Origin of the sequence: Ectothiorhodospira sp. PHS-1 (assembly GCF_000225005.1) — a bacterium.
Lineage (GTDB): Bacteria > Pseudomonadota > Gammaproteobacteria > Ectothiorhodospirales > Ectothiorhodospiraceae > Ectothiorhodospira.
The window spans coordinates 25399-38217 of the sequence record NZ_AGBG01000007.1 but is presented as its reverse complement, the minus strand read 5'-3'; the positions used below and the strand labels follow the sequence as shown (position 1 = coordinate 38217).

Here is a 12819-nt window from a genome sequence, read left to right as displayed (position 1 = left end):
GATGAATTGTGCACCGGGTCCATGACACTCCGGTGTCACGAACCCGTTTGACCGGGGATGATGCCCCTTGATGGGCGCCGGTATCAAGCCCTCTCCACCGCAAAACTCACTGCATAGCGTCGGTTGCTGCCGAACACCAGGGCCATGCGGCCCTGTCCGTGGGTGTCGATTCCCAGGTCCTTGATCCGGTGGAGGGCCTGGGCCTGGTTGAGCCTGCGCAGGGAGGTTTCCACGCTGCCTTTGTGACGGCGGATGTAAAGATTCAGGTCGGGGCGGACGGTGGCCTCAATGTCCTGTTCCGCCTGGTGCATGTCCAGGTTGCCGGAGAGGGTGCGAAGGCCCTGGGGGGATACCTTGAACAGGCGCTCCAGGATGCGTTGCATGCCTTCGATGGGGTCTTCCCCCAGATACAGGTTCCACAGGAAACGGCGGACGCCGTAGTCATCGTTCCACCAGCCCCGTTCCGGATTGAGCACATGCACGCCGACGGGGAGGAGGCGATAGGCACCCAGGCCCACGTCATCGGTGAGGATCTCGAAACTCACCTGACGACAGGCCAGATGTCGACGGTTTTCCTTCATCATCAGGGCGGCATTGCGCGGAGTCAGCAGTTTCAGGGCCATGCGGTCCCGGGACTGCAGGGGTCGGCCGCGCTGCACACGGATGGCGTCGATGACTTCCAGGGCACAGCGGGTGATCATGCCCTGGTCGCGGATCAGGCCATGGGGGTCTTCCTGCCTGGTGCTGTTCATGCGACTACGCAATCGGCTGTCAATGGATTACTCTCCGCGAAAGGAAGCTATCGCGCTTGTGCCCGACAGGATACTGGATTCATGCAGGTTGAAGAACACGACATCGTCGACAAGCTGGTCATCCCTCCCCAACCGGAGGTGCTGCGGGTGGTGGTGGCGGAGTCCAGAAGGGAGGATCCCGACCTGGGGCGGGTCGCCCGGCATATCGCCGGCGATGCCAGTATCGCCGGCGGCGTGTTGCAGATCGTCAATTCCCCCCTGTTTCGACGGGCCCGGGAGATCAGTTCCATTCAGCAGGCGGTGATGTTGCTGGGTTTTAACCGGGTTTACGCCATTGTCCGTACCGTCGCACTGCGCAATGCCATGGCTCAGTATCCCGGCATGGCGGCCTTCTGGAAACGCGGGGTCCATGTGGCGGAGTCGGCGGCCCGGGCGGCACGGGTGATCAAGCGCCCGGATCTGGTGGACGAGGCCCATCTTTTGGGGTTGTTCCACATGGTGGGGATTCCAGCCCTGTGCAGTCTGATGGGCGATGAGTATGTCGCCCTGGTCAAGGCGGCGCCGACGAAGGGATGGTCGGCACTGTTGCCGGAGGAGATGCGCTTGTTCGGTGTGCAGCATCCCCGGGTGGGGGCGCTGATCACCCAGCGCTGGCATATTCCCCCGGCGGTGGTCCACGCCATCGACCAGCAGTATGCGGTGGACCAGATCACGCATCTGGGAACCCTCCATGAAGACGTGCCGGATCTGGTCGTCATTCTCAAACTGGCCCTGCGTTTTGCCACGGCGGTGGATGCCTCCCTGATGACCTATGCGGAATGGAGCATCAGCAGCGAGCATCTGGTGGATTATCTGGCATTGCCCGATCCGGCGGCGCTGGATGCCCTGGTGGACGAGGTGGCGATGCAGGACTGAGCCGAAAGCGAAAGGCAGGCATGGGATCATGCACCTAATCCTGCTGCGTCAGCATTTCCCAGAAGTGCATCACGTCGGACTTGTGGCACAGTTCGGTACCCGAGGTGAGCACCGTGGCCGTTCCCGCCGCCACGCCCAGGGCGAAGGCCCGGGAGATGCTTTCACCGGTGGAAAGGCCGTGGGTCATGCCGGCCACGAAGCTGTCACCGGCACCGACGGCGCTCTTGGCGGTCACTTCCGGTGTCTTGAGCCAGGCGATGCCGTCCCGGGTGGCCAGCAGGGCGCCATCATGCCCCAGCGTTACCGTCAGGATCTCGACGCCGCCGGAGGCCACGATCTCCCGGGCCGCTGCTTCCAGTTCCCTGGGGTCTTCCAGATCCCGTCCCATCAGCGCGGCAAACTCACCCCGGCTGGGCTTGGCCAGGTAAACGCCTTCTTCCAACGCGGCCGCCAGTGCCGGTCCGGAGGTATCCAGGACCATCCGGGCACCGCGTCGCTTGGTCATCACCGACAGACGGGCGTAGACATCTTCCGGTGTCCCCCGCGGGATACTGCCGCTGGCGATCACGTAGTCGAAGTCCAGCAGTTCGATGAAATCCAGGGCGGCCTTCCACTCGGCCGGCTGCACCGTGGGACCTTCCGGGGTGAAGCGGAATTCCTGTCCTGAACTCTGTTCGTAGACCACGTGGCTGACCCGGGTGGTTTCGCGGGTGTGGACCCGGTGAGCCATGACCCCGGCATCGGCCACCAGTTCGTCGAGCACGTCACCGGACCGTCCACCGGCCAGATAGACGGCGAAACTCTGCCCGCCAAGCTCGTTGACCACCCGGGCCACGTTGATGCCGCCGCCGCCCGGGTCCATGCGCTCGTTGGTGGTGCGGATCTTGTGGACCGGTCTGACCTTGTCGGTGGCGCATGAGGCATCCACGGCCGGATTCAGGGTCAGGGTGACGATTCTCTTTGTCATTGGTTGTCCTCTTGGTTGTCCCGCTTCATCTTATGCCCCCACCAGGGGGAAGGTCACGCTCATGCCCCAGGCCAGGGCCAGGGCCACCGCCGTCGCGCCCACCCAGGGGTGCCCCGTGGCGCGATATATCCACCCGCTGAGCAGGCCGTAGACGGTGAGACACACCAGGATCGCCGGCAGGATGATGATCAGGAAGAACAAGGTCTCCAGCCGCAGGGCCACGGCCAGGATCAGGGACAGGAATAGAAAGACCTTGGTCAGGGCATAGGCCCCGCGGGCCGCTTCAGACCCTCGGGTCATCCATTCGTCGGCGGAGAAGAACAGGAGCATGCCCAGAAACACCAGCGGCAGGATCAGCGCCCGCTCCGGTCCGGGCAGATAGCCGGTGACATAGAGATGAACGGGGATGCCGATGGCCAGGGTGAGATAGCCGGCCGCCAGCAGCACGGCCGGAGCCAGGGCCTGCCAGCGGAGGGTGGCCCCGGCGGATTCCCGGTGGCGACGGGCCGACCATCCCAGCAGGCCCCAGCAGAGCAGGCCATAGACGGCAAAATGCAGGGCCAGGTAGTCCACCAGCAACAGGGGCAACAGCCCCACGGGCACGGGCCAGAGCAGCAGGGGCGTGAGCAGGGCCGGTAACCAGAGGATTTTCAGCAATTGCCGACGGGGCAGGCCCAGACCCACCGGCGGGACCGCCACCCGGGGCAGCAGGCGGGAGAGGGGCCAGGCCAGGGCGATGATGCCCAAAAACAGCAGGCCCAGCCAGGGGCCGCGCCGGTCCAGATCACCGTCGTGGCTTGCACCCGCCGGGCTGACGCTGGCGTTCAGCCACGCCAGGGACTCCCGCAGCATGTCCCGCGCGTAGAGCACGCCAATGTGTTCCACCCCACCGGCCAGAGCCAGGCGCCGGGCCGAGCCGTCCGCCATGTTGCCGTAGGTGACGCCCGTCTCGGGGGTATCCGTCAACGGGACAAAAGCCGCCAGGGCGGCCTGATGGAGGCCGGCGGGTTCGAGCCCGCCGAACACGAACAACAGGTTGTTCAGTGTCTCCATGGGAAAGGCGCCCGAGATGTAGGGGGAGAGCAGCACGGCGGCCCGGACCCGGTCGGGGTGTTCATGCATGTGCATGAGTATGATGTCCCCGGCCATGGAGTGCCCCAGCAACGCCAGGCGTCCATCCGAACGGGGCAGGGCCAGGCCCGTGGTCACCGCGGTCTCCAGCGCTCCGCCCAGCAGGCCGCGACGCTTGTCCTCGTCCAGCAGATCGGCGACGAAGGGCTGGGTATTGGCGCCGTGACCGGGGAAGTCGAAGGTCAGGGCGATGTACCCGTTGCGGGCCAGGGTGATGGCCAGAGGCTGCATCATCTGCCGTGAGCCGGCAAAGCCGTGGGCAATGACCGCGACCGGGGCGGGAGTCTCCCGGGCCGGCAGATATAGGGTCATGGGTACGCCATCCACCTGAATCTGACGTATCTCGAGCCCCCGGGTACCGGCATGAAGTTGCCAGAGGGCGGTCAGAATGGCCGCCAGGGACACCAGCGCCACCACCCAGAGGGCCAGGGTCCGTCCGTTGCCTGAAGAATGGAATGCCTTTGCCATGCCTTGCTCCATGATTCTGGATGCCCAGTTCCGGATGTTCACCGTTTACGGCTCGCCAGGGCAAGACCGTGACGCGTGAATCCCCTGATTTGTGTCAGAAGTGATACCATCATTCCGTTTGGCAATATCTGCCACGACTCCCGTCACCTTGCATCAGGCACAGGCCGTGGTCTGCCCCGGGCAGCTGTCTGCCATCCCCTTGCCGTCGTCGAACCGTCAGCACCTTTGAGGAGTGTCATTCATGCACAATTCCCCCTGGTCCGGCCGCATGCCCGGTCTGTTCATGGGGCTTCGGGCCGCCTGGAAGGAAGGCTACGGCCTGGCCGACCTGCGCAAGGATGTGATGGCCGGCCTGACCATTGGTATTGTCGCGGTGCCCCTGGCCATGGCGCTGGCCATCGCCGTGGGGGTGCCGCCCCAACATGGCCTGTACACGGCCATCGTGGCGGGGGCCATCATCGCCCTCACCGGAGGCTCCCGTTTCAACGTCTCCGGGCCCACGGCGGCCTTCGTGGTGATCCTCATCCCGGTGGTGCAGCAGTACGGTCTGGGCGGCTTGCTGGTGGCCACCGTGATGGCCGGACTGATCCTGATTGCCCTGGGGTTGACCCGCATGGGTGCCCTGATCCAGTTCGTGCCCTATCCGGTGGTACTGGGGTTCACCGCCGGCATCGCCGTGGTGATCGCCACCCTGCAGTTGCCGGATTTTCTGGGGCTGACCGTGGATCATCCGGGAGAGCACTATCTGGCCAACCTGGGGAGCATCGTGTCCGCCTTCCCCAGCATCAACCCGATGGAGTTGGGGGTGGGCATCTTCACCCTGCTGATCCTCATCTTCTGGGGACGTCTCAAGGTTCCCGTGCCCGCACCCCTGGTGGCACTGGTGGCGGCGGCCCTGGCCACATGGGCCCTCAATCACTGGCTGGGCGGTGGGGCCGTGGATACCATTGCCTCCCGTTTCACCTGGGAATACCGGGGGGAGTCGGGGCAGGGGATTCCGCCCATTCCCCCCGCCTTCGCCCTCCCGTGGCATCTCCCCGGTCCCGACGGGCAACCGTTGCAGCTGAATTTCGATCTGATCCGGGCATTGCTGGGGCCGGCCTTTGCCATTGCCATGCTGGGCGCGATCGAATCCCTGCTCTGCGCCGTGGTCGCGGATGGGCTGAGCCGAACCCGCCATGATCCCAACTCGGAATTGATCGGGCAGGGCCTGGGCAACGTGGTGGCACCCTTCTTCGGCGGCATCACCGCCACCGGCGCCATCGCCCGGACCGCCACCAACATCCGCAGCGGGGCCCGATCCCCCATTGCCGCCGTGGTCCATGCCCTGGTGGTGCTGATCGCGGTGGTGGGCCTGGCCGGCGTGCTGGGCCACGTCCCCATGGCGGCCCTGGCCGCGTTGCTGTTCATGGTGGCCTGGAACATGAGCGAGGCCCACCTGTTTGCCCGCACGATCCGCTCCGCTCCCAGGCCCGATGTGGCCATCCTGCTGATCTGCTTCGGCCTGACGGTGCTGTTCGACATGGTGCTGGCGGTGGCCGTGGGCATGGGGCTGGCGGCGGCCCTGTTCATTCATCGCATGTCCCTGATCACCCACTCCGACCGGGTGCAGACGGACCGTCATCCGGATACCCGCTCACTGCCGGCGGCGGTGGCCCTTTATGACGTCAACGGACCCCTGTTCTTCGGTGCCGCGGAGAAGGCCATGTCTTCCCTGCGGCTGGTGGACCCCGGCGTGAAGGTGGTCATGCTGGACATGCGGGATGTCCCCAGCATGGACGGCACCGCCCTGGTGGCCTTGCAGAGCCTGATCACCGACCTGCGTCAGAAGGGGATCGCCCTCATCTTCGTGGGCATGAAGGCCCGCCTGATCGTCAAGCTGCGCCGGGCCGGGGTGCGCAAGGAGGCGGGGGGCCTGACCTATGTGACGGACATGGAGGAGGGCGCTAGGGTGGCCCGGCGTTGGCTGGGGTGATGGCGGCAATCCGGCGGCAGGTCACGCAGGCTACGTGACCTGCCGCCGGGTTCGGTCAGGGCCGGCGTCAGCCTTCCCGCTGCGCCCGTTGCACCGCGTCGAACTCCCGTTTCATGTCCTCGGTCGGGCCCTTGCCCACCCGACTGAACAGGAAGATGGCCAGGGTGGCCAGGATGAAGCCCGGCAGGATCTCGTACATGTCGAACAGGCCGCCCTCGTAACGTTCCCAGATCAGTACCGTGAGCGCGCCGGTGACGATCCCCGCCAGGGCGCCGTTGCGGTTCATGCCGCGCCAGAACACCGACAGGATGATCACCGGCCCGAAGGCCGCGCCAAAGCCCGCCCAGGCATAGGACACCAGATCCAGCACGGCGGCGTCCGGATTCAGCGCCAGCAACGTGGCCAGCACGCCGATGCCCAGCACCGTGCCCCGGCCGATCCAGACCAATTCCGTATCCGAGGCAGCGGGGCGGAAGAAGCGCTTGTAAAAGTCCTCGGACAGGGCCGACGAGGACACCAGCAGCTGGGAGTCGATGGTGCTCATGATGGCCGCCAGCACCGCCGCGATCAGGCATCCGGCCACCCAGGGATTGAACAGGGCCTGAATCAGCAGGATGAACACCGTCTCCGGGTTCGTCAGTCCCGCTTCGCCGAAATAGGCAATCCCGGCAAAGCCCGTGAGCATGGCGCCGAACAGGGCCACCACCATCCAGGTGATGCCGATGAAGCGGGCCAGGGGAATGTCGCCGGGACTGCGAATGGCCATGAACCGGGCCAGTACATGGGGTTGCCCGAAGTAACCCAGGCCCCAGGCCATCAGGGAAATGATGCCGAACAGGGTGATATCGTGAAAGGCATCCAGGGCGCCGGGATTGAGCTGCGCCACCATCTGGCTGGTTTCGGTCCAGCCGCCCAGGTTCATGATGGTGATGACGGGTACCAGGACCAGGGCCACGAACATCAGGATGCCCTGGATGAAGTCGGTCCAGCTCACCGCCAGAAAGCCTCCCAGCAGGGTATAGACCAGGATCACCGCGGCGCCGATGGCCAGGGCCAGCTCATAGTCGATGCCGAAGGTCCCCTCGAACAGGGTGCCGGCGGCCACCAGGCCGGCGGAGGTGTAGAAAGTGAAGAACACCAGGATCACCAGGGCCGATACCACCCGCAGGGCCGAAGTGTCATCCCGGAAGCGGTTCTCGAAATAGGCCGGAATGGTGATCGAGTCCCGGGCGGCGGCGGTGAACCGCCGCAGGCGCTCGGCCACGAACTGCCAGTTCAGATAGGCGCCGATGGTCAGCCCGACCGCGATCCAGAGCTGGTTCATGCCGGCCGCGTAGACTGCTCCCGGCAGGCCCAGCAGCAGCCAGCCGCTCATGTCCGAGGCCCCGGCCGAGAGGGCGGCCGTGCCCGCGCCCAGCCGTCGTCCGCCCAGGATGTAGTCCGACAGATTGCTGGTCACCCGGTAGGCCAGCAGGCCCACCAGGATCATCAGGATCAGATAGACGATGAGGGTCGCCAGCAGGGCGAAGTTGATTTCCACGCTACCGGTCATCACCCGTGCCTCCCCAGGCTGTGGCGCAGCAGGCTGACGAGCGACAGCAACACCAGCAGGGGCATGGGCACCAGCAGCCAGAACCAGGTGGCGGTGGTCAGGGTTTCTTGCATCACGGACTCCCGTTGAGAAGGACAGGTCAGGATCGTGGAATGATCCTCATGCGAGCGGCTATTCTAAGAAGGACACCTCGTCGGGGCCAACCGCGGACGCCCCGCCGACATGGCGTGCATTTGCCACAGGACAACAAGAACATGAGCCGATACGTGTACCCGGACCTCGACGCGCTGTCCATCCAGGATCGCGAGTCCATCATGCTGGCCTGCCGCATGGATGAAGCGGAGGCGGTCAAGGCCCTGCTGTCCCATGCCTCCCAGGAGGAAGAGGCGGCGACCCGCGTGCGTTTCCTGGCCCGGGGGCTGGTGCGGGGCATGATCAAGGCCCAGGAACACCAATCCGGCATCGGGGCGCTGCTGCATGAATACGACCTTTCCTCGGAAGAGGGCATTGCCCTCATGTGTCTGGCCGAGGCCCTGCTGCGGGTGCCGGACAAGGCCACCGCGGACCAGCTGATCCAGGACAAGCTCTCTGCCGCCCACTGGGATGCCCACCTGGGCAAGGACCGGCCCTTTTTCGTCAATGCCGCCACCTGGGGACTGTGGATCAGCGAGCGCATCATCGACACCGAGGATCGCCGCCACTGGCTGGGGGGAACGGTCCATCGTCTGCTGGCCCGGGCCGGTGCTCCCCTGGTCCGTTCCGCCGTGCGCCGCGCCATGGCCATGCTGGGCGATGCCTTCGTGCTGGGGCGCACCATCGACGAGGCCCTGAAACGGGCACGTCCCCGGGAGCAGGAGGGCTATTGCCATTCCTACGACATGCTGGGGGAGTCGGCCCGCACCGAGGAGGATGCCCGGCGCTATTTCGAGTCCTACCGGCAGGCCATTCAACGCATCGGCGAGGCGGTGGACCTGCGCGCTCCATTGCGGGAACGACCGGGCATTTCGGTGAAACTCTCCGCCCTGGATGCCCGCTACGAACCCGGCCAGGAAAGCCGTCTGCAATGCCGGCTTCTGCCCCGTATCCTGGAGCTGTGCCGGCTGGCCCGGGATCAGGGTATCTCCCTGTGCATCGATGCCGAGGAATCCTGGCGCCTGGATCTCTCCCTGGACGTGATGGAGGCCCTGATCGCCGATGCGGACCTCAACGGCTGGGATGGCCTGGGCATGGCCGTGCAGGCCTATCAGAAACGGGCCTGGGCCGTGCTGGGCTGGCTGGAGCGGCAGGCCGCCCGGCATCGTCGTACCGTCATGGTGCGACTGGTGAAAGGCGCCTACTGGGACACGGAGATCAAGGACAGCCAGCAGCAGGGATTGAACGATTATCCGGTCTTCACCCGCAAGGCGGCCACCGACGTGTCCTATCTGGCCTGTGCCCGCCGCCTGCTCCAGGACAGTCCCCACCTCTACCCCCAGTTCGCCACCCACAATGCCCAGACGGTGGCGGCGGTGATGGAGATGGCCGGCGCCAGGGAATACGAATTCCAGCGTCTCCACGGCATGGGGGAGGGGCTCTACGGGCAACTGGTGGAACGGTCCGGCCAGGGTCGCCGCCATTGCCGGATCTATGCCCCGGTGGGCAGTCACGAGACCCTGCTGCCCTATCTGGTGCGGCGCATGCTGGAAAACGGCGCCAACTCGTCCTTTGTTCATCGCCTGCACGAGGAACATCTGGAACAGCTCATCACCGATCCGGTGACCACCCTCAAGGGTTACGGTACCTGGCGCCATCCACGCATCCCCCTGCCCGGCGCCCTCTATGCCCCCTCCAGACGCAACAGCCGGGGCCTGGACTTTGCCGACCGCCAGACCCTGCGGAAGCTGGCGGCGGACATGAATCGCATCGGGGCGCGTGCCCCCTGGAGCGGTGGCCCCCTCTGCGGCGGGCGGCTCAGGACCGGCCATGGACATGGGGTCTACGCGCCCTCCGATCGAGGGCGGGAAGTCGGCCGCGTCACCTGGGCTGGTGACGAGGATCTGGAGACGGCCCTGGCGGCCGCTCACCAGGCCTGGACGGCCTGGGATGAACGCCCGCCGGCCCAGCGGGCGGCGATCCTGGACCGGGTGGCCGATCTGCTGGAGCAGCACACGGCGGAGCTTATGGTCCTGTGCGTGGAAGAGGCGGGCAAGACCCTGCGGGATGCCCAGGCCGAGGTGCGCGAGGCGGTGGATTTCTGCCGCTATTATGCCGCCCAGGTCCGGGAACGGTTCATCCGGCCCCTGTCCCTGCCCGGGGTCACCGGGGAGCGCAATGAACTGTCCCTGCGGGGCCGGGGGGTGTTTCTATGCATCAGCCCCTGGAATTTCCCCCTGGCCATCTTCACCGGCCAGGTGACCGCCGCCCTGGCGGCGGGTAACGGGGTGATCGCAAAGCCCGCGGAACAGGCCAGCCTGGTGGCGGTGCGGGCCACGCAACTCATGCATCAGGCCGGCGTGCCGGTGAACGTGCTGCACTGTCTGCCCGGTCGGGGAGAGGAGATCGGCCCCCGATTGGTGGCCGATCCGCGCATCGCCGGGGTGGCCTTCACCGGCTCCACCGAGACCGCCCGTCTGATTCACCGGGGGCTGGCGGCCCGGGAGCATGGCCCCATCGTCCCCCTGATCGCGGAAACCGGCGGCATCAATGCCATGGTGGTGGATGCCACCGCCCTGCATGAGCAGGTGGTGACGGACATCCTGCGTTCGGCTTTCTTCAGTGCCGGTCAGCGCTGTTCGGCGCTGCGGGTGTTGTGCGTGCAGGAGACGGTGGCCGAACCCCTTCTGGAGATGCTCAAGGGCGCCATGGACACCCTGGTGGTGGGAGATCCCCACTGGCTCTCCACCGATGTGGGACCGGTGATCGACGACCGGGCCCTGGCGGCCCTGCAGGCCCATGACGAGGAGATGAGGCGCAAGGATCGGCTGCTTCACCGTGCCCGTCTGTCGGGCGGCTGTGAGCGGGGCAGTTTCATGATCCCGAGCCTGTATCGGCTGGAGCGGCTGGATGAGTTGCCGGGGGAGGTGTTTGGTCCCATGCTGCATGTGCTGCGCTGGCGTACCGGTGAACTGGACGGGTTGATCCGTCAGATCAATGCCACCGGCTATGGTCTGACACTGGGAATTCATAGCCGGATCGATGCCGTTGTCCACCGGCTGGCCCGTCAGGCGCGGGTAGGGAATACCTACGTCAATCGGGATATGGTGGGGGCGGTGGTGGGCAGCCAGCCCTTCGGCGGCGAGGGGCTGTCGGGGACCGGTTTCAAGGCCGGCGGCCCCCACTATCTGCTGCGTTTCGCCACCGAGCGGGTACTGACGGTGAATACCACGGCCACCGGCGGCAATGCGGGTTTGCTGGTGATGGGGGAGGCGCGAAATGCCGGACGCGGCAAGGGGAAAACGTGACCGGCAACCCGGAAGCCGGGTAGGTGTTGTCTGCATCTCCCCTGTGGGAGCCGGCCTTGCCGGCGAGAGCGGTGTTTCCAGTGGCACCGCGGCTCGCGGGCAGGCCTGCCCCCACAAGGTGGCTTCCGTGAGGCGGAATCAGGAAGGCGTGTTGCTGCCGGAGGCCGAGGGGGTCTTCTTGGCACGGGGACGGCGAGCGCGGGGCTTGGGCTTGGGTGCCGGGGCTTCCTCCTCGTAGTCATCATCATCCAGTTCCGCCTCGATCACCCGGGCGCGGGCCGACGTGCTGCCGCGCCGAGGGGCACTGCTGTCGGACGGCCAGAAACCACTGCGGGCACGACCGATCCAGCCATTGATGTGGCCTTCGATCATGTCCTGGGTATCCTGCGGCAGGTCGCGGAAGATCAGGGTGGCCGCCACCGCGATCACAAGTATCCCGCCGAGGAAGGTCAGCAGGGGCTGGAAGAAGACGATGGCCACGAAGGCCGCCGCGGCGATCAGGATCATACGTGTTCTGGCAGGCATGGTCTCTCCGGGAATGAGTGGACAAATCGGAACGGGCCCCGGGACATCCCCGTCGGTTGGAGATGCTTGGGCACAATAACATTACATAGTGTGCATGAATTGCCGGCCGGTTCCTAGTTTCAGCGGGTTGTCCGGTACATGTCTGAACTCGGGTGGCCTTCCGGTTGCCGTCACTCCCGCGAAAGCGGGAGTCTGGAGATTCGACAGTCTTCCTCTGGATTCCCGCCTGCTCGGGAATGACACGGGGTCAGTGTTTGCTCTGCAGTGCCGCTATACTTCCGCGATATTCCGGCCGAATCCTTATGATGGGATTATCGCCGGGACCACAACAGATGGGAGATGTTCGATGTTGAAAATCCAACCTCCGGGGGTGATCGTTGCCCTACTGCTGTCCCTGTGTGTGCCGATCCACGCCCAGGCCGACTGGGGTGAGCGTCTGCGCGGTGCCTTGCCGGGCAATAATGGCGCCCAGGCCCCGGCATCGGGACAGGAGGCGGGCCTCAGGGATTTGCTCGGCACCAGCAGCGACCATGCGGTTTCCATGGCCGGGCAACAGGGTGGATTCCTGGACAACCCCGGGATCCGGATTCCTTTGCCGGGCATCTTGAAGGATGCCCAGGGACTGCTCAGCCGTCTGGGCCTTTCGCAGCAACTGGATGATCTGGAGACCGCCATCAATGCGGCGGCGGAACGGGCCGCGCCGGCGGCACGCCCCATCCTGGCGGAAGCCGTCCGGGATCTGCGTTTCGAGGATGTGCAACCGATTCTGGGGGCGGCCGATGGGGCCACCCGCCATCTGCAGGATCGCCAGGGGGAGCGAGTCACCCAGGCCCTGCTGCCCGAGACCCGCCACGCCCTGCAGGAGACCGGTGCCACCCAGGCCCTGTCCAGTCTCATCGACCGAATCGGCACCCGTCTGCCAGGCATATCGGCGTTGCAGGATTTCGATCTCGATACCTACGTGAACGACCAGACCGTGGCCGGCCTGTTCGATCTGATGGCCGAGCGCGAGGGCATGATCCGGGAGGATCCGATGGGACAGGGCGGCCAGATGCTCAGGGGATTGTTCGGGCGTTGACATGGCCATCCCGGGG

Annotated in this window: 9 protein-coding genes; 4 read left to right on the top strand and 5 right to left on the bottom strand. The window is 65.8% G+C overall.

Annotated features, from left to right (window positions below; genetic code table 11):
- Positions 1–83: 83 nt before the first annotated feature.
- Complete coding sequence (locus ECTPHS_RS04470) at positions 84–752, bottom strand: hypothetical protein (protein ID WP_008931497.1); 669 nt, start codon at positions 750–752, stop codon at positions 84–86.
- 81 nt (positions 753–833) lie between these two features.
- Here ECTPHS_RS04470 and ECTPHS_RS04465 point away from each other — a divergent pair, with 81 nt between their 5' ends.
- Entirely contained in the window at positions 834–1667 is an 834-nt protein-coding gene (locus ECTPHS_RS04465; protein ID WP_008931496.1) for an HDOD domain-containing protein, read from the top strand.
- A 34-nt stretch (positions 1668–1701) separates the two neighbouring features.
- Here the strand turns inward: ECTPHS_RS04465 and ECTPHS_RS04460 are convergent, their stop codons facing one another.
- Positions 1702–2634, bottom strand: coding sequence for a 1-phosphofructokinase family hexose kinase (locus ECTPHS_RS04460; RefSeq protein ID WP_008931495.1), 933 nt, complete (start codon positions 2632–2634; stop codon positions 1702–1704).
- A 30-nt stretch (positions 2635–2664) separates the two neighbouring features.
- Positions 2665–4233 carry a S9 family peptidase gene (locus ECTPHS_RS04455; RefSeq protein ID WP_008931494.1) on the bottom strand — a complete coding sequence of 523 codons (1569 nt, stop codon included), beginning with the start codon at positions 4231–4233 and terminating at the stop codon, positions 2665–2667.
- A 241-nt stretch (positions 4234–4474) separates the two neighbouring features.
- Here ECTPHS_RS04455 and dauA point away from each other — a divergent pair, with 241 nt between their 5' ends.
- Positions 4475–6208 (top strand): C4-dicarboxylic acid transporter DauA, encoded by a 1734-nt coding sequence (gene dauA / locus ECTPHS_RS04450; protein WP_008931493.1) that lies wholly within the window; start codon positions 4475–4477, stop codon positions 6206–6208.
- Between the two features lie 67 nt (positions 6209–6275).
- Here the strand turns inward: dauA and putP are convergent, their stop codons facing one another.
- Complete coding sequence (gene putP / locus ECTPHS_RS04445; RefSeq protein ID WP_040405170.1) at positions 6276–7748, bottom strand: sodium/proline symporter PutP; 1473 nt, start codon at positions 7746–7748, stop codon at positions 6276–6278.
- 266 nt (positions 7749–8014) lie between these two features.
- Between putP and putA the strand changes: the two genes are divergently transcribed.
- Positions 8015–11200 (top strand): bifunctional proline dehydrogenase/L-glutamate gamma-semialdehyde dehydrogenase PutA, encoded by a 3186-nt coding sequence (gene putA / locus ECTPHS_RS04440; RefSeq protein WP_008931490.1) that lies wholly within the window; start codon positions 8015–8017, stop codon positions 11198–11200.
- A 138-nt stretch (positions 11201–11338) separates the two neighbouring features.
- Here the strand turns inward: putA and ECTPHS_RS04435 are convergent, their stop codons facing one another.
- Entirely contained in the window at positions 11339–11725 is a 387-nt protein-coding gene (locus tag ECTPHS_RS04435; RefSeq protein ID WP_141565254.1) for a hypothetical protein, read from the bottom strand.
- Between the two features lie 346 nt (positions 11726–12071).
- Between ECTPHS_RS04435 and ECTPHS_RS04430 the strand changes: the two genes are divergently transcribed.
- Positions 12072–12803: a DUF4197 domain-containing protein gene (locus tag ECTPHS_RS04430; RefSeq protein ID WP_008931487.1), complete on the top strand. Its 732-nt coding sequence runs from the start codon at positions 12072–12074 to the stop codon at positions 12801–12803.
- Positions 12804–12819: the final 16 nt, after the last annotated feature.

Bases quoted from the DNA above. Each gene is read 5' to 3' on its own strand.
- putA (WP_008931490.1), top strand. From the start codon at position 8,015: ATGAGCCGATACGTGTACCCGGACCTCGACGCGCTGTCCATCCAGGAT.
- ECTPHS_RS04455 (WP_008931494.1), bottom strand. From the start codon at position 4,233: ATGGCAAAGGCATTCCATTCTTCAGGCAACGGACGGACCCTGGCCCTC.
- dauA (WP_008931493.1), top strand. From the start codon at position 4,475: ATGCACAATTCCCCCTGGTCCGGCCGCATGCCCGGTCTGTTCATGGGG.
- ECTPHS_RS04435 (WP_141565254.1), bottom strand. From the start codon at position 11,725: ATGCCTGCCAGAACACGTATGATCCTGATCGCCGCGGCGGCCTTCGTG.
- ECTPHS_RS04470 (WP_008931497.1), bottom strand. From the start codon at position 752: ATGAACAGCACCAGGCAGGAAGACCCCCATGGCCTGATCCGCGACCAG.
- ECTPHS_RS04460 (WP_008931495.1), bottom strand. From the start codon at position 2,634: ATGACAAAGAGAATCGTCACCCTGACCCTGAATCCGGCCGTGGATGCC.
- ECTPHS_RS04465 (WP_008931496.1), top strand. From the start codon at position 834: ATGCAGGTTGAAGAACACGACATCGTCGACAAGCTGGTCATCCCTCCC.
- ECTPHS_RS04430 (WP_008931487.1), top strand. From the start codon at position 12,072: ATGTTGAAAATCCAACCTCCGGGGGTGATCGTTGCCCTACTGCTGTCC.